General features: G+C 56.8%; 26 protein-coding genes. 22 read left to right on the plus strand and 4 right to left on the minus strand.

Going from position 1 to position 23,130, the window contains the following annotated elements; genetic code table 11:
* Nucleotides 1-10: 10 nt before the first annotated feature.
* Both JQ822_RS21290 and crfC read right to left on the minus strand, forming a co-directional pair.
* Nucleotides 11-904 (minus strand): diguanylate cyclase regulator RdcB family protein, encoded by an 894-nt coding sequence (locus JQ822_RS21290; RefSeq protein ID WP_213135132.1) that lies wholly within the window; start codon nucleotides 902-904, stop codon nucleotides 11-13.
* Nucleotides 901-3,255: a clamp-binding protein CrfC gene (gene crfC / locus JQ822_RS21295; RefSeq protein ID WP_213135133.1), complete on the minus strand. Its 2,355-nt coding sequence runs from the start codon at nucleotides 3,253-3,255 to the stop codon at nucleotides 901-903. The genes JQ822_RS21290 and crfC overlap by 4 nt, the downstream gene beginning before the upstream one ends.
* A gap of 553 nt (nucleotides 3,256-3,808) precedes the next feature.
* On the opposite strand from crfC, the gene JQ822_RS21300 reads away from it, so the two are divergent.
* The 18 genes from JQ822_RS21300 to JQ822_RS21385 all read left to right on the plus strand — a co-directional run bounded on the left by JQ822_RS21300 (nucleotide 3,809) and on the right by JQ822_RS21385 (nucleotide 16,117).
* Nucleotides 3,809-4,144, plus strand: a complete 336-nt coding sequence (locus JQ822_RS21300; RefSeq protein WP_096758651.1) for a zinc ribbon domain-containing protein YjdM — start codon at nucleotides 3,809-3,811, stop codon at nucleotides 4,142-4,144.
* Between the two features lie 97 nt (nucleotides 4,145-4,241).
* Nucleotides 4,242-4,691 carry a VOC family metalloprotein YjdN gene (gene yjdN, locus JQ822_RS21305; RefSeq protein WP_213135134.1) on the plus strand — a complete coding sequence of 150 codons (450 nt, stop codon included), beginning with the start codon at nucleotides 4,242-4,244 and terminating at the stop codon, nucleotides 4,689-4,691.
* 132 nt (nucleotides 4,692-4,823) lie between these two features.
* A complete protein-coding gene (phnC, locus tag JQ822_RS21310) occupies nucleotides 4,824-5,612 on the plus strand; it encodes a phosphonate ABC transporter ATP-binding protein (RefSeq protein WP_213135135.1) in 789 nt (262 codons plus the stop codon).
* A gap of 24 nt (nucleotides 5,613-5,636) precedes the next feature.
* Nucleotides 5,637-6,653 carry a phosphonate ABC transporter substrate-binding protein gene (gene phnD / locus JQ822_RS21315; RefSeq protein ID WP_213135136.1) on the plus strand — a complete coding sequence of 339 codons (1,017 nt, stop codon included), beginning with the start codon at nucleotides 5,637-5,639 and terminating at the stop codon, nucleotides 6,651-6,653.
* Between the two features lie 62 nt (nucleotides 6,654-6,715).
* A complete protein-coding gene (phnE, locus tag JQ822_RS21320; protein ID WP_135323480.1) occupies nucleotides 6,716-7,495 on the plus strand; it encodes a phosphonate ABC transporter, permease protein PhnE in 780 nt (259 codons plus the stop codon).
* Between the two features lie 20 nt (nucleotides 7,496-7,515).
* Nucleotides 7,516-8,241 carry a phosphonate metabolism transcriptional regulator PhnF gene (gene phnF, locus JQ822_RS21325; protein WP_213135137.1) on the plus strand — a complete coding sequence of 242 codons (726 nt, stop codon included), beginning with the start codon at nucleotides 7,516-7,518 and terminating at the stop codon, nucleotides 8,239-8,241.
* Nucleotides 8,242-8,694: a phosphonate C-P lyase system protein PhnG gene (phnG, locus tag JQ822_RS21330; protein WP_213135138.1), complete on the plus strand. Its 453-nt coding sequence runs from the start codon at nucleotides 8,242-8,244 to the stop codon at nucleotides 8,692-8,694.
* On the plus strand, nucleotides 8,691-9,275 hold the full coding sequence (phnH, locus tag JQ822_RS21335) for a phosphonate C-P lyase system protein PhnH (RefSeq protein ID WP_213135139.1): 585 nt from the start codon (nucleotides 8,691-8,693) through the stop codon (nucleotides 9,273-9,275). Before phnG ends, phnH begins: the two co-directional genes overlap by 4 nt.
* The gene (locus JQ822_RS21340) at nucleotides 9,275-10,342 is read left to right on the plus strand and encodes a carbon-phosphorus lyase complex subunit PhnI (RefSeq protein ID WP_213135140.1); all 1,068 of its coding nucleotides are present in this window, start codon (nucleotides 9,275-9,277) and stop codon (nucleotides 10,340-10,342) included. Before phnH ends, JQ822_RS21340 begins: the two co-directional genes overlap by 1 nt.
* A 46-nt stretch (nucleotides 10,343-10,388) precedes the next feature.
* Nucleotides 10,389-11,180, plus strand: a complete 792-nt coding sequence (locus tag JQ822_RS21345; protein WP_244849068.1) for an alpha-D-ribose 1-methylphosphonate 5-phosphate C-P-lyase PhnJ — start codon at nucleotides 10,389-10,391, stop codon at nucleotides 11,178-11,180.
* Nucleotides 11,177-11,935: a phosphonate C-P lyase system protein PhnK gene (gene phnK, locus JQ822_RS21350; protein ID WP_213135142.1), complete on the plus strand. Its 759-nt coding sequence runs from the start codon at nucleotides 11,177-11,179 to the stop codon at nucleotides 11,933-11,935. Before JQ822_RS21345 ends, phnK begins: the two co-directional genes overlap by 4 nt.
* Nucleotides 11,936-11,944: 9 nt before the next feature.
* On the plus strand, nucleotides 11,945-12,625 hold the full coding sequence (gene phnL / locus JQ822_RS21355; protein ID WP_213135143.1) for a phosphonate C-P lyase system protein PhnL: 681 nt from the start codon (nucleotides 11,945-11,947) through the stop codon (nucleotides 12,623-12,625).
* The gene (phnM, locus tag JQ822_RS21360) at nucleotides 12,622-13,758 is read left to right on the plus strand and encodes an alpha-D-ribose 1-methylphosphonate 5-triphosphate diphosphatase (RefSeq protein ID WP_213135144.1); all 1,137 of its coding nucleotides are present in this window, start codon (nucleotides 12,622-12,624) and stop codon (nucleotides 13,756-13,758) included. Before phnL ends, phnM begins: the two co-directional genes overlap by 4 nt.
* Before the next feature lie 2 nt (nucleotides 13,759-13,760).
* On the plus strand, nucleotides 13,761-14,315 hold the full coding sequence (phnN, locus tag JQ822_RS21365; protein WP_213135145.1) for a ribose 1,5-bisphosphokinase: 555 nt from the start codon (nucleotides 13,761-13,763) through the stop codon (nucleotides 14,313-14,315).
* Entirely contained in the window at nucleotides 14,302-14,736 is a 435-nt protein-coding gene (gene phnO, locus JQ822_RS21370; RefSeq protein ID WP_213135146.1) for an aminoalkylphosphonate N-acetyltransferase, read from the plus strand. The genes phnN and phnO overlap by 14 nt, the downstream gene beginning before the upstream one ends.
* Before the next feature lie 9 nt (nucleotides 14,737-14,745).
* The gene (gene phnP / locus JQ822_RS21375; protein WP_213135147.1) at nucleotides 14,746-15,504 is read left to right on the plus strand and encodes a phosphonate metabolism protein PhnP; all 759 of its coding nucleotides are present in this window, start codon (nucleotides 14,746-14,748) and stop codon (nucleotides 15,502-15,504) included.
* 77 nt (nucleotides 15,505-15,581) lie between these two features.
* A complete protein-coding gene (locus JQ822_RS21380; protein ID WP_213135148.1) occupies nucleotides 15,582-15,833 on the plus strand; it encodes a type II toxin-antitoxin system Phd/YefM family antitoxin in 252 nt (83 codons plus the stop codon).
* On the plus strand, nucleotides 15,830-16,117 hold the full coding sequence (locus tag JQ822_RS21385) for a type II toxin-antitoxin system RelE family toxin (RefSeq protein ID WP_213135149.1): 288 nt from the start codon (nucleotides 15,830-15,832) through the stop codon (nucleotides 16,115-16,117). The genes JQ822_RS21380 and JQ822_RS21385 overlap by 4 nt, the downstream gene beginning before the upstream one ends.
* Here the strand turns inward: JQ822_RS21385 and yjdP are convergent.
* Together yjdP and JQ822_RS21395 are read right to left on the minus strand one after the other, a co-directional pair.
* Nucleotides 16,114-16,443 (minus strand): DDRRRQL repeat protein YjdP, encoded by a 330-nt coding sequence (gene yjdP / locus JQ822_RS21390; protein WP_213135150.1) that lies wholly within the window; start codon nucleotides 16,441-16,443, stop codon nucleotides 16,114-16,116. The two genes, JQ822_RS21385 and yjdP, sit on opposite strands and share 4 nt — an antisense overlap.
* A gap of 68 nt (nucleotides 16,444-16,511) precedes the next feature.
* Nucleotides 16,512-18,776, minus strand: coding sequence for a hybrid sensor histidine kinase/response regulator (locus tag JQ822_RS21395; protein ID WP_213135151.1), 2,265 nt, complete (start codon nucleotides 18,774-18,776; stop codon nucleotides 16,512-16,514).
* A 114-nt stretch (nucleotides 18,777-18,890) separates the two neighbouring features.
* Here JQ822_RS21395 and JQ822_RS21400 point away from each other — a divergent pair, with 114 nt between their 5' ends.
* The 4 genes from JQ822_RS21400 to JQ822_RS21415 all read left to right on the plus strand — a co-directional run bounded on the left by JQ822_RS21400 (nucleotide 18,891) and on the right by JQ822_RS21415 (nucleotide 23,124).
* Nucleotides 18,891-20,414 (plus strand): sugar ABC transporter ATP-binding protein, encoded by a 1,524-nt coding sequence (locus tag JQ822_RS21400; RefSeq protein WP_213135152.1) that lies wholly within the window; start codon nucleotides 18,891-18,893, stop codon nucleotides 20,412-20,414.
* Complete coding sequence (locus JQ822_RS21405) at nucleotides 20,407-21,402, plus strand: ABC transporter permease subunit (RefSeq protein WP_213135153.1); 996 nt, start codon at nucleotides 20,407-20,409, stop codon at nucleotides 21,400-21,402. Before JQ822_RS21400 ends, JQ822_RS21405 begins: the two co-directional genes overlap by 8 nt.
* Before the next feature lie 28 nt (nucleotides 21,403-21,430).
* Complete coding sequence (locus JQ822_RS21410) at nucleotides 21,431-22,372, plus strand: ABC transporter substrate-binding protein (RefSeq protein WP_005132549.1); 942 nt, start codon at nucleotides 21,431-21,433, stop codon at nucleotides 22,370-22,372.
* A 68-nt stretch (nucleotides 22,373-22,440) separates the two neighbouring features.
* The gene (locus JQ822_RS21415; protein ID WP_213135154.1) at nucleotides 22,441-23,124 is read left to right on the plus strand and encodes a D-lyxose/D-mannose isomerase; all 684 of its coding nucleotides are present in this window, start codon (nucleotides 22,441-22,443) and stop codon (nucleotides 23,122-23,124) included.
* Nucleotides 23,125-23,130 lie beyond the last annotated feature (6 nt).

Consider the following 23,130-nt stretch of genomic DNA (forward strand, 5'->3'; position numbering starts at 1 on the left):
CCGTCCCTTCTCAGCCCCTGAGAGGGGACGGTGCAAAAATCTCTTCCACCATCGCATCCACCAGCCGCTTCGCCGAACACAGCCTCGGCATCCCCAGCGCCACATTTTGCCACCGTTGTGTAACCGACCAGCTCACCGGATGCCGCTGCGCATCACACCAGTCGCCAAGCCAACTCAGCATATCGTTGTGCTCGCCCGAACCGCCAACAGCAGGTGAATTAAGCCAATGATGATAATAATGACGCGTAGTGGGCGCGGCATTCACACTGTACGCCAGTGCCTGGGCCGCCATCGTGCGGAGATTATCTTTGAGCATCGACACCACGTCGGCATTGCCCAGCCGACAGGCATCACCAAACGCCCCCCAGCGCAGTTCCTCCAGCGCAACAAAACAGCGCCCCGGCAGCGACCAGTCATCATAGGCACCTGCCCGCCAGCGGGTAAAAATTTGTTCGCTGTGTGCGCCTGCCTGCACGGTCAGCCCGCGCTGCGTCAGCGCCTTCTCTTTATAGGCACTGCGTTGGCTGAACCAGCCAGAGAGCGCATTGATCTGCTGCATAATACCGGGCGTGGATTGCCCGCGCGGACGTTCCGACTCTTGCAAAAACATCAGTCGTTCGGCAATACGCACCAACGCCAGATGCCCCGGATCGATCATGCCCGCCAGTTTCTCCACCAGCTTCAGGCGCATCATCAGATTTTCGCTGGAGACGCCCGCCATCACCCATGCGCGCAGTTGCGTCTGGGATAACACTTCCTGCGTCAGGCGCGCACGCAGCAGCCGCTGCTGTTGCAGAAAACTGCCGGAACGTTTGGTTTCATCTCCCTGAACCAGATCGACCATAAACTTCGGGTAGACGCACTCCAGCGTCCGCCCGGGGCCTTCCAGTAACACGTTAGTCATGTATGCTCAGCTGCAAAAAGAGTGTGAATATCGTCACGTAGCAAGCGGGAGTCTTCATAAATCCATGACGCGATCGCAATACGGTGCTGCAATTGTTCACTCAATGCGGTCACGGCAGATTCGTTTTGCTGGCGCAGGATCAGGCTCTCACGCAGGCTCGTCTGCAATTGCGCCAGGCACAGTGAGAAATCCGCAAAAAACGTCGCCATGCCTGCCGTAACGGAAATATCGACCTGCGCCGCTAAAGCTTTACGAATTTGTTGGCAAAACAGGGTGACATACTGCACAAGGCTGTTGTGCAGGACGTTGATATCAATGAGGTAACGCGTTTTCGTGGCGGCATAATCATTCCATCCCCAGTTCGGCTGGTTTAGCCAACGCGAGAACGTATCCCGTACCCCGCCCGCAGGGGATGTCGCTTCATCCAACGGCGTATCCTGTTCAATCGCTTCGTTAAACAACTGACGGGTGTTGAAGTTAAACATCGCCGAATGAAACGCCGGAAAGCGGATCCGTGCGCGAAACCCGGCATGGCTCAACTCCTCTTTCACCCGCAGCTCAATGGGCCGAATGGCGTCATTCAACGCCCGTGACAACGTCGACTCGAGTTGCTCAAAACGCAGCGCTAAATCACGGCTGATACTCTCCTGCGCCGCCAGCAGGACGACTTCACAGGACGAGCGAATTTTATCTAAGACAATTTTCGCTTGTCCTTCATCATGCAATACCAGCATTTCTCCGGCTATTTCCGCCGCCGTAATGGCCGCCCCCATGCCGTGTTGTGACATCCTCAGCACGCTTTCTTTTTCAAAGAGCGTATTGATACTGCATAAGATCTCTGTCTGCTGCTGATTGAGAAACGCGGTGGTCGCTTCCAGAGCCAGATCAACTTCGTGTTTAACCTCATCGCTCACCTGCTCCTGGCCGACCTGGATCTGCTGCATATCGTCTTCAATATGGCTGATGTTCAGCCGCAGCTTGTCATAAGCGACGGTTAACCCGTGATAGCGAAACTCAAGGTATTCGTGCGCGCTTTGGGCATAGTTCAACAACTTATGTGACGCGGAACGCAGTGCATAGAGCGAGGCATTGGCGTAGGCGGCATGAATCACATTCTGAATCGGCTGCTCAAACAGCGAGTCTTCCCAGAGTAGATCGGCGGCATGCCGAATATGCTCGGTATCATCCAGATCGGCAGTGCACCAGCGCCTACCGAGCGCGGCTTCGGCAAAATCCTGTACCCAACGTTGTTTCTGGTGATCCGGCAACCGCCCGTGCGTCATCAGTTCATGACGCGCGCGGTTCGCCAGATACCCCCACATTGAAGAAACCGGATAAATGCGCTCAGGCGTAATACCGCCCTTCATCAACGTGCCGGAAATTAATGCCCGCACCTGCTCTTCATCATCGCTATTGCGGTCTTTCTGATCGAATTTATTCACCAGGGCATACAGCGGCACCGATTTGCCCACCGCGGTAATCGCCTGACGCACTTCCTCATCCGAAATCGACTTCAACTGGGTGTAGTCCATCACCGCCAGTACTGCAGAAGCCCGCGCCAGCTGTTCATTCAACATCTTTTGTAAGTGCGGCTGTCCGGCTTCATTTGGCCCCGGCGTATCCAACAGGGTCAATTGCCCCGGATAGCTTGCCTGCCCGGCCAGATGCACAAACTCAACCTCAATAACCGGAATATTCTCTATCGCGGCGTAAGCAGAAAAAGGAAAATCGACTTCCAGCGCTTTTGACAGACGCACCAGATCGTTCAAACTCTTAAGACACTGGAAAATAGGTTCTGCACCTAAATAATTCCGTTCAAACGCCACGCCGTTTTCAATTCGCAGCAGCAGCGTATTCATATCCTTATCAATTTCCAGCTCATGGGTAAGAGCCTGGCGATCGCAACCCCGCACGCGCTGCTGCAAGATATTCATTAAGGTATCAATCGGCGCAACATGAGAAAAATGCAGCACCGGTTCTTTCTGGCCTGGCGTATGGCGAATCAGCGTCGGCAGGGCCGTCATTGGCCGATTACGATTGGGTAAAACTTCCGTCCCGACAATCGCATTAATCGTCGTCGATTTTCCCGCCTTCATAGTGCCAACGATAGCCAGCACCATCTCCAGGCGGGTGATCTTACGTAGCTCATTATTGAGCGTTGCTTGCTGGACATCCATGCCACGCGCGCTGAAATGCAGGGGCTGTACCTGCCCGCTATGCTCACCTTTTTTCAGCGCGACATCATCCAACGAGGTCGTCGGCAATTTTTGCAACTGCCTGAGATGGTCAAGAGAGAGCATCAGCAAGCGTTCAGCTTCCTGACTTAATTCATATATTGTCTGTGTGTACATGGAAAATCTTTCCTTAACGCAAATAACCTAACTTTTATTTAGCCAAATCTTTTTATTTATGGATTTTCGGCTTTTATAATTACGTGTGGAAATAATTAGAATCAAAACAACTAATTGATATTATTAAATTAATCTTTGTTGTATAACCGCTAGCCTGATACCTCTCCCTTACTGTAATAAGTAAGAAAGATAAACAGAGTAGTTCAGTTTTAAAAAATGCCAGTTTAATTCCCCTACCTAAATTAAGGGGTAATGAGATATCCACTCACAATAACTATGCCTGACTACGAGTCATGTTACCTATAGATATCAGGTGGTTCGCCTCACCTTAACTTAAATAACAAAACGTAGCAATTTCCCTTAAAAAATAATCTGCCAGAATTGCAGCTACGGGAAACCACAGGTATTGCGACCTTTATATGCGCCATGCCTTTGTGCTAAGTCGGACAGTAGTCCCGACAACCGCAGGGATTTTATGTATAATTGCGGCCTTTTTCGGCAATCTGCCATTTTTTGGGCGCTTTTGCCCCTGCTGACTCTTGAGGAAATCCACATGTCATTACCACACTGCCCACAATGCAACTCCGAATACACTTACGAAGATAACGGCATGTTCATCTGCCCGGAATGCGCTCACGAATGGAACGATGCTGAACCGGCTCATGACAGCGACGAACTGATTGTGAAAGATGCCAACGGCAACCTGCTGGCCGACGGCGACAGCGTAACCGTCGTAAAAGATCTGAAGGTCAAAGGCAGCTCTTCGATGCTGAAGATCGGGACCAAAGTGAAGAATATCCGTCTGGTTGAAGGCGACCACAACATCGATTGCAAGATTGATGGATTCGGCCCGATGAAGCTGAAATCCGAGTTTGTGAAAAAGAACTGATTCAACTTGCCCGGTGGCATTGTGCTTACCGGGCATGCTGTACAAATTTCGAACTACACTTAACTGGCTTCTCTTATCTTATTCTGAGGTTAAGATCATGCCGTTAAGTCCCTACATCTCCTTTGCAGGCAACTGCGCTGACGCCATCGCTTACTACCAACAAACGCTGGGCGCTGAACTGCTCTACAAAATCAACTTCGGTGAAATGCCCAAATCGGCGCAGGACAGCGAGGAGGGTTGCCCTTCCGGAATGAAATTCCCCGATACCGCCATCGCCCACGCCAACCTGCGCGTTGCGGGCAGCGACATCATGATGAGCGACGGCGTCGCGACGGGAAAAGCCCACTATTCTGGCTTCACGCTGGTACTCGACACCCAGGATGTCAGCGAAGGGAAGCGCTGGTTTGATAACCTGGCGGCAAACGGAACAATCGAAATGGACTGGCAGGAAACGTTCTGGGCGCACGGTTTCGGTAAGGTCACCGATCAGTACGGTGTGCCGTGGATGATCAACGTCGTCAAACAGCAGCAGCCGCCTACTGAATAATCCCACGGGAGGCTTGCCCTCCCGTACTGTCATCAAATCTCGCTCAACTCTTCATCTTCGAGTAACCATCCCTTAACGAAAACGTCACATTGTTCCGTCACGATGGGGCCACTTTTTTAGGGAGGCCGCATCATGCAAACGGTTATTCGCGTCGAGAAACTCAGCAAATCCTTCAATCAGCATCAGGCGCTGAATGCGGTTGATCTGACCATCCGTTCCGGTGAGATGGTGGCTCTGCTTGGGCCGTCAGGCTCCGGCAAATCCACCCTTTTACGTCATTTAAGCGGCTTGATTACCGGTGATAAATCGCCGGGTAGCCACGTCGAGTTATTAGGCCGCACGGTGCAGCGCGAAGGCCGACTGGCGCGCGACATCCGCAAAAGCCGCGCCCACACCGGCTACATCTTCCAGCAGTTCAATCTGGTGAACCGTCTGACGGTGCTGGAGAACGTGCTGATTGGCGCGCTCGGCAGCACGCCGTTCTGGCGCACCTGTTTTAGCTGGTTTACGCCAGAGCAGAAACAACGCGCGTTACAGGCGCTGGCCCGCGTCGGCATGGCGCACTTTGCCCATCAGCGCGTTTCCACACTTTCGGGCGGGCAACAGCAGCGTGTGGCCATCGCCCGCGCCCTGATGCAGCAGGCCAAAGTGATCCTCGCCGACGAGCCAATTGCCTCGCTGGACCCGGAATCCGCGCGCATCGTGATGGACACCCTGCGCGACATTAACCAGACCGATGGCATCACCGTGGTCATCACGCTGCATCAGGTGGATTACGCCCTGCGCTACTGCGAACGCATTGTCGCGCTGCGCCAGGGCAACGTCTTCTTTGACGGCAGCAGCCAGCAGTTTGATAACGATCGATTTGACCATCTCTACCGCAGCATGAACCGCGTCGACCAGAACGCGCAGGCTGCTTAACTTTGTCCGAACTGAGGAATAAACATGAATTACAAGGCCGTTGCCGCGCTGGCATTCACCAGCATGTTCAGCGTCAGTACTCTGCTCAGTCCAGCATTTGCCGAAGAGCAGGAAAAAACGCTGAACTTTGGCATTATTTCGACCGAATCACAGCAAAACCTGAAGCCGCAGTGGGAACCGTTCCTGAAGGACATGGAAAAGTCGTTGGGTGTGAAAGTAAACGCCTTCTTCGCCCCGGACTACGCCGGGATCATCCAGGGGATGCGCTTTAATAAAGTCGATATCGCCTGGTATGGCAACCTCTCGGCAATGGAAGCGGTGGATCGCGCCAACGGACAGGTGTTTGCCCAGACCGTCGCCGCCGACGGATCCCCGGGTTACTGGAGCGTGTTGATCGTTAACAAAGACAGTCCGATCAATAACCTGAACGATCTAATCGCCAAACGTAAGGATCTCACCTTCGGCAACGGCGATCCCAACTCCACCTCTGGCTACCTCGTCCCCGGTTACTACGTCTTCGCGAAAAACAATATTTCTGCCAGCGACTTCAAACGCACCGTTAACGCCGGGCACGAAACCAACGCCCTGGCCGTCGCTAACAAGCAGGTCGATGTCGCCACCAACAACACTGAAAACCTCGACAAGCTGAAAACCTCCGCACCGGACAAACTGAAAGAATTGAAGGTTATCTGGAAGTCGCCGCTGATCCCGGGCGATCCGATCGTCTGGCGCAAAAACCTCTCAGAAACCACCAAGGACAAGGTGTACGACTTCTTCATGAACTACGGCAAAACGCCGGAACAGAAAGCCACGCTGGAACGCCTGGGCTGGGCACCGTTCCGCGCGTCCAGCGATCTGCAACTGGTGCCAATTCGTCAACTGGCGCTGTTTAAAGAGATGCAGGGCGTGAAGGACAACAAAGGGCTGAACGAGGAAGAGAAGACCAGCAAAACCTCGGCGCTGAAAGCACAGCTCGATGATCTCGACCGCCTGACCGCCGCACTGGGTGCCATGACCAGCGTCACCAAAGCGGTGCAGTAATTTGTAGGCCGGATAAGGCGCAAGCGCTGTCATCCGGCAATAACCTACGCACGGAGCCAAACATGCAAACCATCACCGTTGCCCCGCCCAAACGTAGCTGGTTCTCGCTGCTGAGCTGGGCCATTCTTCTCGCCGTGCTGGTGGTCTCGTGGAAAGGTGCCGAAATGGCCCCGCTCACGCTGATCGAGGATTCCGGCAATATGGCGACCTTCGCCGCCGACTTCTTCCCGCCGGACTTCAGCCAGTGGCAGGACTATCTCAGTGAAATGGCCGTCACGCTGCAAATCGCCGTCTGGGGGACCGCCCTCGCCGTGGTGCTGTCGATTCCTTTCGGTCTGATGTGCGCCGACAACCTCGTGCCGTGGTGGATTTACCAGCCTATGCGTCGCCTGATGGACGCCTGTCGCGCCATCAATGAAATGGTCTTCGCCATGCTGTTCGTGGTCGCCGTTGGTTTAGGCCCGTTTGCCGGGGTGATGGCGCTGTTTATCCACACCACCGGGGTGCTCTCGAAGCTGCTGTCCGAAGCGGTAGAAGCCATCGAGCCGGGTCCGGTAGAAGGTATTCGCGCCACCGGAGCCAACAAAATTGAAGAGATTCTGTACGGCGTTCTGCCACAGGTCATGCCGCTGCTTATCTCCTACTCGCTGTACCGCTTTGAATCCAACGTTCGCTCGGCCACGGTCGTCGGCATGGTGGGCGCAGGCGGCATTGGCGTGACCTTATGGGAGGCGATTCGCGGCTTTCAGTTTCAGCAAACCTGCGCCCTGATGGTGTTAATCATCGTCACCGTCAGCCTGCTGGATTTCCTCTCCCAGCGTTTGCGTAAGCACTTCATCTAATCAGCGAGGCATTGATTGCTATGCACTTGTCTACACATCCGACCAGTTATCCGACGCGTTATCAGGAGATTGCCGCGAGACTTGAGCAGGAGCTTCGTCAACATTATCGCTGCGGTGATTACCTGCCCGCCGAGCACCAGCTTGCCGCGCGTTTTGATGTTAACCGCCACACCCTGCGCCGTGCCATTGACCAACTGGTTGAGCGCGGATGGGTACAGCGCCGCCAGGGCGTCGGCGTACTGGTCCTGATGCGCCCGTTCGATTACCCGCTCAACGCCCAGGCGCGTTTTAGTCAGAACTTATTGGATCAGGGTAGCCATCCCACCAGCGAAAAGCTGCTGGCGGTGCTGCGCCCGGCCTCCAGCCATATTGCCGACGCGCTCAGCATTAAAGAGGGCGATAACGTGATTCATCTGCGCACCCTGCGTCGGGTAAACGGTATCGCGCTGTGTCAGATCGACCACTATTTTTCCGACCTCACGCTGTGGCCGCTGCTGCAGGGCTTTAACAGCGGCTCGCTGCACGACTATCTGCGCGAGCAGTCTGGTCTGACGCTCCTGCGCACGCAGACGCGCATCAGCGCCCGCCGCGCGCAGGCCAAAGAGAGCAAGGTACTGGAAATCCCCAACATGGCGCCGCTGCTGTGCGTGCGCACCCTGAACCACCGTGAAGGTGAAGAACATGCGGCGGAATACTCCGTCAGCCTGACCCGCGCCGACATGATTGAATTCACTATGGAGCACTGAATGCATTTCGATACCGCCACCCGCCAGCGCTGGATGCGCGCGCTGGCTTACAGCAATGCCGATGCCCTGAACGCCCGCATCAACGCACTCAAACTGACGCCGGGCTATGAACTTATCCGCGCACCGGAAAGCGGGCTGATGCAGATCCAGGCCCGCATGGGCGGCACCGGCAACCGTTTTTTTGCCGGTGACACCACGCTTACTCGCGCGGTAATCCGCCTGACAAGCGGCACGCTGGGTTACAGCTACCTGCTGGGACGCAACAAACGCCATGCCGAGCAGTGCGCAATGATTGACGCACTGCTACAGGAACACACGCATTTCCAGAGCTTAATGGAAACCTTAATTGCCCCGCTGGAAGCGGAACGCGAGGCGCTGATAAGCGCACGCCGTGCCGAAGTCAACGCCAGCCGGGTCGACTTCTTCACGCTGGTACGCGGAGATAACGAATGACTTTACAAACAGCTTTTAACTTACCCGTCCAGGACGCACAGCAGAGCTTTCGTCGCCTGCTGAAGGCTATGAGCGAACCGGGGGTGATTGTCACCCTGCATCAACTGAAACACGGCTGGCAGCCGCTGGGCCTGGCAACCACCAGCGTGCTGCTGACCCTGGTCGACGGCGACACGCCGGTGTGGCTGTCCCCTACTATGGATAACGATATTGCCCGGCAGAACCTGCGTTTTCACACCAATGCGCCGCTGGTCGAACAACCGCAGCTGGCGGCCTTTGCCGTCGTCGATGAACGCATCAGCAGCGAGCAGCTTAACGCCCTCTCTTCCGGTTCCGCCGTGGCGCCAGAAACCAGCGCCACGCTGATTGTGCAGGTCTCGGGTTTGAGCGGCGGACGGATGCTGCGTCTGACCGGGGCCGGTATCGCCGAAGAACGGATGATCGCGCCACAGCTGCCGGAATGCCTGATCCACGAACTCACCGAGCGTCCGCATCCGTTCCCGTTGGGGATTGATCTGATCCTCACCTGCGGCGAACGGCTGCTGGCTATTCCGCGAACCACCCATGTGGAGGTGTGCTGATGTACGTTGCCGTCAAAGGGGGCGAGAAGGCGATAGTCAACGCCCACGCGCTGCAGGAGAACCGACGCCGGGGCGATGCGCACATTGCCGAACTGAGCGTGGCGCAAATCGAACAGCAGATGAACCTCGCCGTTGACCGGGTGATGACCGAAGGCGGCATCGCTGACCGCGAACTGGCGGCACTGGCGCTTAAGCAGGCCAGCGGCGATAACGTCGAAGCCATCTTTTTGCTACGCGCCTACCGCACTACGCTTGCAAAAGTGGCGGTGAGCGAACCGGTAAACAGCGCCGAGATGCGCCTCGAACGACGTATTTCCGCCGTCTACAAAGACATTCCCGGCGGGCAGTTATTAGGCCCAACTTACGACTACACCCATCGTCTGCTAGATTTTACTCTGCTGGCGAACGGTGAAACACCGCCGCTGCGCAGCGCAGACGACGCGCAGGATGCCGCCCCGCACGTCTTTTCCCTGCTGGCAAACCAGGGGCTGGCAAAGCGCGAAGAGGACGACGGCGCTCAGCCTGATGACATCACCCGCACGCCGCCGGTTTACCCCTGTTCACGAGCCTCACGCCTGCAACAGCTGATGCGCGGCGACGAAGGGTATCTGTTGGCGCTGGCCTACTCCACCCAGCGTGGCTACGGGCGCAACCATCCGTTTGCCGCCGAGATCCGCAGCGGCTACGTAGCACTGGAGACGGTGCCGGAAGAGCTGGGATTTGCGGTGAACGTCGGCGAATTGCTAATGACTGAATGCGAAATGGTCAACGGTTTTGTCGCGCCGGAAAACGAATCTCCCCATTTTACCCGCGGCTACGGCCTGGTGTTCGGCATGAGCGAACGCAAAGCAATGGCGATGGCGCTGGTAGACCGCGCCCTACAGGCAGCCGAATACGATGAAACGGTCACCGGACCGGCGCAGGACGAAGAGTTCGTGCTGGCGCATGCGGATAACGTCGAGGCGGCGGGTTTTGTTTCGCACCTCAAACTCCCCCACTACGTCGATTTCCAGGCCGAGCTGGAACTGCTCAAACGCCTGCAACAGGAGGCCGTCCGTGACCGCTAACCTTTCCGGCTACAACTTTGCTTATCTCGATGAGCAGACCAAACGCATGATCCGCCGGGCGCTGCTGAAAGCGGTCGCCATTCCGGGTTATCAGGTGCCGTTCGGTGGACGTGAAATGCCGATGCCTTACGGCTGGGGAACCGGTGGGATTCAGCTTACCGCCAGCGTAATTGGCGAGGCTGACGTGCTGAAGGTGATCGACCAGGGCGCGGATGACACCACCAACGCCGTGTCGATCCGCAATTTTTTCCGGCATGTGACCGAGGTGGACACCACCGAACGCACGAAAGACGCCACGCTTATCCAGACCCGCCACCGCATTCCGGAAACGCCGCTAACCGAAGATCAGATAATCATCTTCCAGGTGCCGATCCCCGAACCGCTGCGCTTTATCGAACCGCGCGAAACGGAAACCCGCACCATGCACGCGCTGGAAGAGTACGGCATAATGCAGGTGAAACTGTATGAGGATATCGCCCGCTTCGGCCACATCGCCACCACCTACGCCTATCCGGTGAAGGTCAACGGTCGCTACGTCATGGACCCGTCGCCCATCCCAAAATTCGACAATCCGAAGATGGACAGGATGCCCGCCCTGCAACTGTTTGGCGCAGGCCGCGAAAAACGTATCTATGCCGTTCCACCTTACACCCGCGTCGAAAGCCTCGATTTCGACGATCACCCGTTTAGCGTGCAGAGCTGGGATGAGCCCTGCGCCATCTGCGGCTCAACCCACAGCTATCTCGACGAAGTGGTGCTCGATGACAGCGGCAAACGGATGTTTGTCTGCTCCGACACCGACTACTGCCGCCAACAGAGCGAGGCCCTCAGCCAATGACGCAACCGCTGCTTTCAGTCAATAACCTGACCCATCTCTACGCGCCGGGCAAAGGCTTCAGCGATGTCTCTTTTGACCTGTGGCCTGGCGAAGTGCTGGGCATCGTCGGTGAGTCCGGCTCCGGTAAAACGACGCTGCTGAAGTCGATTTCCTCGCGCCTGACGCCGCAGTCTGGCGACATTTTGTATCAGAACCGTTCGCTGTACGGCATGAGTGAAGCCGACCGTCGCCGCCTGCTGCGCACCGAATGGGGCGTGGTACATCAACACCCGATGGACGGTCTGCGCCGTCAGGTTTCGGCGGGCGGCAACATCGGTGAACGCCTGATGGCGACCGGTGCGCGCCACTATGGCGATATCCGCGCCACCGCACAGCGCTGGCTGACCGACGTCGAAATTCCCGCTTCACGCATCGACGACCTGCCGACCACCTTCTCCGGCGGCATGCAGCAACGTTTGCAGATTGCCCGCAACCTCGTCACCCATCCCAAACTGGTGTTTATGGACGAGCCAACCGGTGGGCTGGACGTCTCGGTGCAGGCCAAATTGCTGGACCTGCTGCGCGGCCTGGTGGTGGAACTGGATCTGGCGGTGGTGATTGTCACCCATGATTTGGGCGTGGCGCGCCTGCTGGCAGACCGTTTGCTGGTGATGAAACAGGGTCAGGTGGTGGAAAGTGGATTAACCGACCGCGTGCTCGACGATCCGCATCATCCGTATACCCAATTGCTGGTGTCGTCCGTACTGCAGAACTAAGAGGCCAACATGATTCGCGTTGAAAACGTCAGTAAAACCTTTGTACTGCATCAGCAAAACGGCGTGCGTCTGCCAGTGCTGCACAATACCACGCTGGAAGTGAAAAACGGCGAGTGCGTGGTGCTGCACGGCCACTCCGGCAGCGGCAAATCCACCCTGCTGCGTTCGCTGTACGCCAACTATCTGCCAGACACCGGCCATATTCATATTCAACACGGCGACGAGTGGGTGGATCTGGTGCAGGCCCCGGCGCGCAAAGTGCTGGAAGTCCGCCGTTCAACCATCGGCTGGGTCAGCCAGTTCCTGCGCGTGATACCAAGGATCTCCGCGCTGGACGTGGTGATGCAGCCGCTGCTGGATCTGGGCGTATCCCGTGAGGAGTGTGCCGCCAAAGCCGCACGCCTGCTTGAACGTCTGAACGTACCGGAATGCCTATGGCACCTCGCCCCGTCCACCTTTTCCGGCGGCGAACAGCAGCGCGTCAACATCGCCCGCGGGTTTATCGTCGATTACCCGATTTTATTACTTGATGAGCCCACCGCCTCGCTGGACGCCAAAAACAGCGCGGCGGTCGTCGCACTGATTGAAGAAGCTAAAGCGCGCGGCGCGGCGATTGTCGGTATTTTTCACGATGAGGCCGTGCGCGAGCGCGTAGCGGACCGTTTGCACCTGATGGGAACAACAGCATGATAATCAACAATGTAAAGCTGGTTCTGGAAGATGAAGTGGTGCAGGGATCGCTGGAAATTGAGGGCGGGATTATTCGCGCTTTTGCCGAAAACCAGAGCCGTTTACCAGAGGCGCTGGACGGCGAAGGCGGCTGGCTGCTACCGGGGCTTATCGAACTGCATACCGATAATCTCGACAAATTCTTTACCCCACGCCCGAAGGTGGACTGGCCCGCGCATTCGGCAATGAGCAGCCACGACGCGCTCATGGTTGCCAGCGGCATTACCACCGTGCTGGATGCGGTGGCGATTGGCGACGTGCGTGACGGCGGCGACCGTCTGGAAAATCTGGAGAAGATGATCAACGCCGTGGAAGACACGCAGAAGCGTGGCGTTAACCGTGCCGAGCACCGCCTGCATCTGCGCTGCGAACTGCCGCATCACACCACCCTGCCGCTGTTTGAGAAGCTGGTCGGTCGCGAGCCGGTGACGCTGGTTTCACTGATGGACCACTCGCCGGGCCAGCGCCAGTTCGCCAACCGCGAAAAATACCGTGAGTATTACCAGGGCAAGTATTCGCTCACCGACGAACAAATGGCCCGCTACGAAGAGGAACAGTTAGCCCTGGCGGCGCGTTGGTCACAGCCCAACCGCATGGCGATTGCCCAAATGTGCCGTGAGCGCCAGATTGCGCTGGCAAGCCACGACGACGCCACCCACGGACATGTGCTCGAATCTCATCAACTTGGCAGCGTGATTGCCGAATTTCCCACCACTTTCGAAGCCGCAGAAGCCTCGCGCCAGCACGGAATGAACGTGCTGATGGGCGCGCCTAACATCGTGCGCGGCGGCTCTCACTCCGGCAACGTGGCGGCGCATAAGCTGGCGGAACTAGGGCTGCTGGATATCCTCTCTTCCGATTACTACCCTGCCAGCCTGCTCGATGCGGCGTTTCGCGTGGCGGACGACAGCGCCAACCGCTTTACGCTGCCGCAGGCCATTCGCCTGGTGACCCGCAACCCAGCACGGGCGCTGAATCTGGACGATCGCGGCGCCATCGCCGAAGGTAAACGCGCGGATCTGGTGCTGGCGCATCGCAAAGGCGGCAACGTCCATATCGACCACGTCTGGCGTCAGGGCAAAAGGGTATTCTGACTATGGGTAAACTGATCTGGCTGATGGGGCCGTCCGGCTCCGGTAAGGACAGTCTGCTGGCGGAGCTCCGCCAGCAGGAACCAGCGCAACTGCTGGTGGCACATCGTTACATCACCCGTGCGGCCAACGCCGGAAACGAAAACCATATTGCGCTGAGCGAACAGGAATTTTTTACCCGCGCCGGGCAGAACCTGCTGGCCCTGAGCTGGCATGCTAACGGTCTGTATTACGGCATCGGCGTAGAGATTGACCTGTGGCTGCATGCCGGATTTGACGTGGTGGTGAACGGCTCCCGCGCGCATCTGCCTCAGGCGCAGGCACGTTATAGCGCAGCGCTACTCCCTGTCTGCCTACAGGTATCCCCTGCTATTCTGCGCCAGCGCCTGGAGAAACGCGGGCGCGAGAGTGCAACAGAAATTGACGCCCGCCTTGAACGCGCCGCTCGCTATGCGCCGTTTGATTGTCACACGCTCAATAACGATGGAAGTTTGCTACAGTCAGTCGATACATTGCTCACACTGATGGGACGCAAGGAGAAGAAACATGTCTGTCTGTGAATTACGCCGCGCCACGCTGTACGATGTCGATACGGTTTACGCGCTTGTCTGTGAACTGAAGCAGGGCAAATTTGACCATCAGGCCTTTAGCGACGGGTATGCGGCCAATCTGCGGGATCACAACATGAGCTATCAGTTAGCGCTGCTTGACGGACAGGTCGTCGGGATGATTGGTCTGCATCTGCAGTTTCACCTGCACCACGCCAACTGGATCGGCGAGATCCAGGAACTGGTGGTGATGCCGCAGGCACGCGGGCTAAAAGTGGGCAGCCAGCTACTGGCCTGGGCCGAAGCTACCGCGCGTGAAGCGGGTGCGGAAATGACCGAGCTTTCTACCAGTATTCAACGCCACGACGCACACCGTTTTTACCTGCGCGAAGGCTATTCACAGAGCCATTTTCGCTTCACCAAGCCGTTGTAGGGGGACGTAATGAGTCTGACCATCACGCTGGCGGGAACGGGCGGTGCGCAGCTGGTGCCGGTTTTTGGCTGCGACTGCCCCGCCTGTCAACGAGCGCATTTACAGCCGCAATACCGTCGCCGCCCCTGCAGCGGCGTAGTCAAATTCAACAATGCGGTGACGCTGCTCGACGCGGGGATCCCGCATCTGATGGACGACTGGCCGGCGGGCAGCTTCCGCCAGTTTCTGCTCACCCATTACCATATGGACCATGTGCAGGGGCTGTTTCCCCTGCGCTGGGGGGTGGGGGCAACCATCCCGGTGTACGGCCCGCCGGATGAACAGGGCTGCGACGATCTGTTTAAGCATCCCGGCATTCTTGATTTTAGCTATACCGCCGCACCGTTTGAGGTGTTTGACCTGCAAGGGTTGCAGGTTACGCCACTGCCGCTGAATCATTCGAAGCTGACGTTTGGTTATCTGCTGGAAACCGCGCACAGTTGCGTGGCGTGGCTTTCCGATACCGCCGGACTGCCCGATAAGACGCTGAAATTTCTGCACAATAACCAGCCACAGGCGATTATCATCGACTGTAGCCATGCCCCGCGCGCACAACCGCCACGCAATCACTGCGATTTAAATACCGTTATCGCGCTGAATGAGGTTATCCGCTGCCCAAGGGTGATTCTGACGCACATCAGCCATCAGTTTGACGAGTGGATGATGGACAATACGCTACCGGCAGGCATCGAAGCCGGGCATGACGGGATGGAGATTGTGCTGGATTAAATCCCCGACAATAAGACTTGTTAACAGGTCTCTGACGCTCTATATTAAGACCAGTTAAATGGTCTTTAGGAGCGATTATGCCGCATATCATTTTAAGCGATACCACCGCGAGCGTGAGTGAGCTGAAAAAGAACCCGATGGCGACGGTTAGCGCAGGAGATGGGTTTCCGGTCGCAATTCTGAACCGTAACCAGCCCGTTTTTTATTGCGTGCCAGCAGAGCTTTACGAAAAAATGCTTGATGCACTGGACGATCAGCAACTGGTTAAATTAGTCCATGAACGTAGCCAACAACCCCTGGTGGATGTGGATCTGGACAGCTATTTATGAGTTATACGGTAAAGTTCAGGGAAGATGCGCTGAAAGAATGGCAAAAACTGGATAAAACCATTCAGCAGCAGTTTGCCAAAAAACTAAAGGAATGCTGTGAAAATCCGCATGTCCCCTCAGCAAAGCTCAGGGGAATAAAAGATTGCTACAAAATCAAACTCCGAACTTCAGGGTTCCGTCTTGTTTATCAAGTCATTGATGATGCCCTGATCATCGCTGTCGTTGCCGTCGGTAAACGCGAGCGTAGTGAAGTCTATAATCTTGCCAGCGAAAGACTGCGCTAACGATCGTAATCGTATTCCATTCTTCGCTCGTCATCTTCGAGCTGACGCCGTTCTTGATCGAGCTGGCGCTGGCGATCGTCTAACTGACGACGACGGTCTTCAAACTGCCGGCGGCGATCGTTATATTGCCTGCGGCGATCGTCGCTCATCTGGCGCTGCCAGCTTTCATCGCGCGAGTCGTCGTAATCCCGATTATTTTCAGGCTTATAGGCATCACTGACGGCGCGTTGAATATTGCCAATAGCATCATCAATAATATCCGCCTGCGCCGAAAGGGTGGGCAGCATCAGCAAACTGAATAAAAAGAATGTCGGGGTGCGTTTCATAAACCAGCCTCAGAAAGAAACTCGCCCCAAGGTAATCAAAGCGCTTGTTCGCGAGTAGCGGAGGAATCTCAATTACGCGGGTGGCGTAGCGCCTGCGCCAGTTCCCCCCGGGTAAAGGGTTTACGTAATAGTGCTACCTCCGGCAAGGCCGGGTTATGTGCCGGGCGTAAATCCTGGCCGCTGATCAGCAGGATGGTCAGCTGCGGATGATGCTTCAACGCATAGTTAACCACATCCACGCCGCTTAACCCGCCGGGCAGCATGAGGTCGCTGATAAAAATATCAATCTCGGAGGAAGCCGCCAGCATATGCAGCGCCTGCTCGCCGTTGGCGGCTTCCAGCGTCAGATAGCCCAGCAGATGCAACTGCTCACACAGCGTCTGGCGCACGTCGGCCTCATCTTCGAGCACCAGCACCAGCTTTTCACCGCTGTTCGCCGCATGTTCCGCTACCGGTTCTGCCTGAATCTGTACCGGCACAACGGCGCGGGGAAGCTGTAACCGGACCGTGGTTCCCTGCCCCGGCGCGCTCTCAATTTCCACCCGACCGCCGGACTGGCGCACAAAACCGTACACCATCGACAATCCCAGACCGCTGCCGCTGCCGGTCTGTTTGGTGGTGAAAAACGGCTCGAAGACCTGGGCTTTCACCTCCTGCGACATCCCGCTTCCCTGGTCGGCTACCTCCAGCATCACCATGTCCTGTTTGCGCCCATCGCTGCGCGTGACCCGCTGATTCCAGCTACGGATTTTTATCGTACCCGCCTGCCCGTCCATGGCATCACGGGCATTCATCACCAAATTGATAATGGCGTTTTCCAGTTGGCTGACGTCGATCCACGCGGGCCAGGCTGGCGACTGGGCTTCAATTTCCAGCGCCAGCGTGGACGGGAGCGAATGGCGCATCAGTTCGCCCAGGTTTTCCAGCAATGTTTTCAGCTCCACCGCATGCGGATGCAAAGACTGTTTGCGCGAAAAGGCCAGAAGTCGCTGGGTCAATAGCGCCCCGCGCTCGGCCGCTTTTAGCGCCCGGTTGATCCGTGGCGCGTCGGGGGAGTCCGGATTCACCAGGTCAAGACTGCCGATAATCACCGCCAGCAGGTTATTAAAATCATGCGCTAATCCGCCCGTCAACTGCCCCACCGCCTTCAGCTTTTGACTGTGCAGCAGCGCTTCTTCCAGCCCCTGGCGCTCAGTGCGGTCGATTTCCATCTGCGTGGTTTTTTCTTTCAGCAACCGGGTGGTGTGCTCCAGCGACGCCGTATTGCGGGCAAAGACGCTAAAGGCGCGCGCCAGTTCACCCAGCTCATCTCGCCGCTGCAGGGCCGGGACGCTGACGTCTGATTCCCCATGCGCCAGCCGGGTCATCGCCCGCGAGATAGCCGTCAGGTTGGAGCCGAGGTTGCGGTAGATATACCAGCCGGCAAAACCGGTGATTACCACCGCCAGCAGCGCAAAAATCATAATAAACAGCGCGCCGGACTGTAGCTCCTGATGACTTTGCGCCACCCGCTGCTCGGAGATAATCGCCACCTGTGAAGCATACTGGTTGATGTCGCTATTGAGGATCGCCACCAGCGCTTTGATGTGGAACATATACCAGCTGATCGCCAGATCGCTCTGCTCCAGCGCGGACGAAAGCGGTTCCAGCTTATGCAGTTCAAGGTTGAAATCGCTCAGAATGCGGCTCACCAGCAAATTCGTGTTTTGCAGGGCAAGCGCAGGCATCACACCGCCCAACTGTTTGATCACCGAGCGCGGCGCGGGCGTTTCAATCGCGGCGACGATCAGGCGGTCCATTTGCGCAAGCAGCGCGTCATCCTGTGCGCCGGTGAGTTTTTGCAGATGGCGTAAATAGCTTTGATTCTGGTACAGCGAACTGAGCAGCGCGTTACGCTCCTGATGCCGCAACTGCCCGCGCTGCAACATCCCTTCCACGCTACTTTGCAACTCATTACTGCGCTGGATAATACGCTCGACCAGCCCCGGCTCCTGCTGCGCCAGCGGCGCGCTGGCTAGCTGTTCCAGCGAATGCTTAAGCGCGCGTTGGGTCTCCTGTAGCCGTTCCGCTTCGCCTTTGTATTCCAGTGCGCCCACCACCTGCGAGAGCCGTACCGCCGCCGTCGCCACGTTTGCCGTGTCGCGCGCCAGATTCATGCTGCCGGTCATGTCGTCAACGGTTTGCTGTTGCACCTGCTCCTGGATCTGACTGGCATGTTGAAAACCCAGCATCGCCACGCCGCTAACCATCAGCGTGACCGCCACCACCAGCAGATTGAAGAACAGCAATCGCCCGCGCGCACTGGCGAAAAAGTGACGTCCGGGTTGTGGCATATCACGCTCCGTAAAGAAAAATCGCAATATGACAAATATGAACGGCTTCTGACATTTTGCATTTACATTCCTGTGATGGACTGCTGATATCGGCCACCCCGCAGGAGATCCGTTATGAGCAAGACACCGGTTCTGGAGATGCGCAATATTGCCAAAGCATTCGGCAAGTTTTATGCGCTGAAAGGGGTCGATTTGACGGTCTGGCCTGGCGAAATCCACGCCCTGATGGGCGAGAACGGCGCGGGGAAAAGTACCCTGATGAAGATCCTCGCCGGTGCTTATACCGCCACCAGCGGCGAGATCCTGATTGACGGTCAGCCGTTTCATATTCGCGGGCCAAAAGATGCGCTCAGCGCTGGCATTACGCTGATTTATCAGGAGATGCAGCTCGCGCCCAATCTGACGGTGGCGGAAAATATCTTTCTTGGCAGCGAACTGTCGCGCGGTGGTCTGGTGCAACGCAAAGAGATGGTGATGCAGTCGCAGAAAGTCATCGACCGGCTTGGCGCCCAGTTTAAGGCCAGCGATCGGGTCATGACGCTGACCATCGCCGAGCAGCAGCAGGTGGAAATCGCCCGCGCCCTGCACCGTAACAGCCGCATTCTGGTGATGGATGAACCCACCGCCGCCCTCTCCTCACGTGAAACTCACCGCCTGTTTGAACTGATCATGCGCCTGCGCGATGAAGGGATGGCGATTATCTACATCAGCCACCGCATGGCGGAAGTGTACGAACTCTCCGATCGCGTCAGCGTCCTGCGCGACGGGCAATACGTCGGCAGCCTGACCCGCGACAAGCTTAACGCTTCTGAACTGGTGCGCATGATGGTGGGCCGTCCGTTAAGCGATCTGTTTAACAAAGAGCGCGATATCCCCTTAGGCAAAGCACGTCTGAACGTGCATCACCTGACCGACGGCAACAAAGTGCAGCCATGCAGTTTACTGGTGCGCTCCGGGGAGATTGTGGGCCTTGCGGGCTTAGTCGGTGCCGGGCGTTCCGAACTGGCGCAGCTGATTTTTGGTGTGCGCAAAGCCATCGGCGGCATGATAGAAGTCGACGGCGAACCGGTGGTTGTCCACTCTCCGCGTGAAGCCATCGACCACGGCATCGGTTTTCTTACCGAGAATCGCAAAGAACAGGGGCTGTTTTTAGAGCTGGCGGCGGCAGAGAACATCACCATGGCGACGCTGGAGCGTGACGCCAACTGGGGCATGCTCGATCGCAAAAAGGCGCAGGCGATTTCCGATGACGCCATCAAATTGCTCAATATTCGCGTACCGCATGCGCAGGTCCGCGCGGGCGGGCTATCCGGCGGCAACCAGCAAAAGCTGCTGATTTCGCGCTGGGTCGCGATCGGCCCACGCATTTTGATCCTCGATGAACCCACGCGCGGCGTGGACGTTGGCGCCAAAAGCGAGATCTACCGGATCATGAACGATATGGCGCGCAAAGGCGTGGCGATCCTGATGATCTCCAGTGAACTGCCGGAAGTCGTCGGTATGAGCGATCGGGTTTACGTGATGCGCGAAGGCAGCATTGCCGGCGAGCTGAACGGACAAAGCATTACCCAGGAAAACATTATGACGCTCGCAACCGGCGTGAACGACTCCCACCATCAGGCGGTGCCCCATGAATAATCCAACCACTCCCCGGCAGGTGGCGAAATCCGCCTCCGCAAAAAAAATGCTGATGGGCGATTTGATGCAAACGGTCGGCATCTTGCCCATTCTGATCCTGATTGTGGCGGTATTTGGCTTTATCGCACCCAACTTTTTTACCGAAAGTAATCTGCTGAACATCACGCGCCAGGCGTCGATCAACATCGTGCTGGCGGCGGGTATGACCTTCATCATTTTGACCGGTGGGATCGATCTTTCCGTGGGTTCGATTCTCGGCACCACCGCGGTGGCGGCGATGGTCGTTTCTCTTATTCCGGAGCTGGCGATGTTGTCGATTCCGGCGGCGCTGATGCTCGGCCTGGTGCTGGGACTGTTTAACGGTGCGCTGGTGGCGTTTGCTGGTCTGCCGCCGTTTATCGTCACGCTCGGGACCTATACGGCGCTGCGCGGCGCGGCCTACCTGCTGGCGGACGGCACGACGGTGATTAACTCCAACATCAGCTTCGAGTGGATTGGTAACAACTATCTCGGGCCGATCCCGTGGCTGGTCGTGATTGCGCTGGCGGTCATTGCGGTGTGCTGGTTCATTTTGCGCCGCACCACACTCGGCGTTCATATCTATGCGGTCGGCGGCAATATGCAGGCCGCGCGCTTAACCGGCATCAAAGTGTGGCTGGTGCTGTTATTCGTCTACGGCATGAGCGGACTGCTTTCCGGTCTTGGCGGGGTGATGAGCGCCTCGCGGCTGTACAGCGCCAACGGCAACTTAGGCATGGGCTATGAGCTGGACGCCATCGCGGCGGTGATCCTCGGCGGCACCAGCTTTGTCGGCGGGATTGGCACCATCACCGGCACGCTGGTGGGGGCGCTGATTATCGCCACGCTCAATAACGGTATGACGCTGATGGGCGTGTCTTATTTCTGGCAACTGGTGATCAAAGGGGCGGTGATCATCATAGCGGTGCTGATCGACAAATACCGTACCCGACACCATCAAAGTGCATAACAACAACATCTTACTTCGAGGAAACAGCATGAGATTAAAGCCATTAGTGACCGCGCTCTGTGCTGGCGCATTGCTTGCTAGCGCTCCGTTTGTGCAGGCAAAAGAACTGAAATCCATCGGCGTAACGGTGGGCGACCTGGCCAACCCATTCTTCGTGCAGATAACCAAAGGCGCGGAACTGGAAGCACGCAAACTGGCGGGCGATGGCGTCAAAGTGACGCTGGTTTCCAGCGGCTACGATCTCGGCCAGCAGGTATCGCAGATAGACAATTTTATTGCCGCCAAAGTCGACATGATCATTCTTAACGCCGCCGACTCCAAAGGCATCGGCCCGGCGGTAAAACGCGCGAAAGATGCAGGGATTGTGGTGGTCGCCGTTGACGTAGCGGCGGAAGGCGCAGACGCCACCATCACCTCTGATAACACCCAGGCCGGAGAAATGGCCTGTAAATACATTACCGACCGTCTGAAAGGGAAAGGCAACGTCGTCATCATCAACGGGCCGCCGGTTTCCGCCGTGCAGAACCGTGTGGAAGGCTGCCAGACCGAGTTCAAACGCCACCCGGACATCAAGGTGCTGTCGCATAATCAGAACGCCAAAGGCAGCCGCGAAGGCGGTCTGGAGATCATGACCGCCCTGCTGGCGGCCAATCCGAAGATCGACGGCGTGTTTGCGATTAACGATCCCACCGCGATCGGTGCCGATCTGGCGGCAAAACAGGCGCAACGCAGCGAATTCTTTATTGTTGGCGTAGACGGCAGCCCAGACGGTGAAGAGGCCCTGAAGCGCGAAAACTCACTATTTGTGGCGACCCCGGCACAAGATCCGCAGGTGATGGCTGCCAAAGCGGTCGAAATCGGTTATGACATATTGCAGGGGAAACCCGCCCCGAAAGAGCCCGTGCTGATCCCGGTGACGATGATCGATAAAAACAACGTCGGCAGCTATAAGGGTTGGACGGTGAAATAACCTGACAATACAGCGCCGGATGGCGGCATAAATGCCCTATCCGGCATTATATAAGGAGAATTCTGCCGATGAAACGCTCCGCAATTAACGAAATCCTTGGCCATACGCGCCAGTTTTTTTCTCTGCACGACGTGCACCTGCCTCCTTTTGCCAGTTTTCCCCCCACCCAATGGCGCAAGCTCGACGCCAGTGCCTGGAGCGAAGTTTTCGACCTCAAACTCGGTTGGGATGTCACCGCGTTCGGCGGTAACAATTTCACCGCACAAGGGTTAACGCTGTTCACCCTGCGCAATGGTTCACCGAAAGGCATGCCTTTTGAGAAATGCTACGCCGAGAAAATCATGCATGTTCGCGATGCGCAGGTCACGCCGATGCATTTTCACTGGCGTAAACGCGAGGACATTATCAATCGCGGCGGCGGCAATCTGATTGTGGAACTGTGGAATGCGGGGGTCAGAGAACAAACGGAAGACAGCGACGTTAGCGTGGTAATTGACGGCTGTCGGCAAACGCATGCCGCAGGTAGCCAACTGCGTCTGACGCCCGGTGAAAGTATCTGCCTGCCGCCGGGGCTGTATCACAGCTTCTGGGCGGAAGAAGGGTTTGGCGACGTGCTGGTTGGCGAAGTCTCCTCGGTCAATGACGACGACCACGATAACCATTTCCTGCAACCCATCGCCCGCTACAACGACATTGAAGAAGATGAACCGGCGTTGCTGGTACTGTGCAACGAGTATCGCCTGTTCCGTTAACCAAGG

The sequence above is a fragment of the Citrobacter sp. FP75 genome (genome assembly GCF_018342065.1).
Classification (GTDB): domain Bacteria; phylum Pseudomonadota; class Gammaproteobacteria; order Enterobacterales; family Enterobacteriaceae; genus Citrobacter.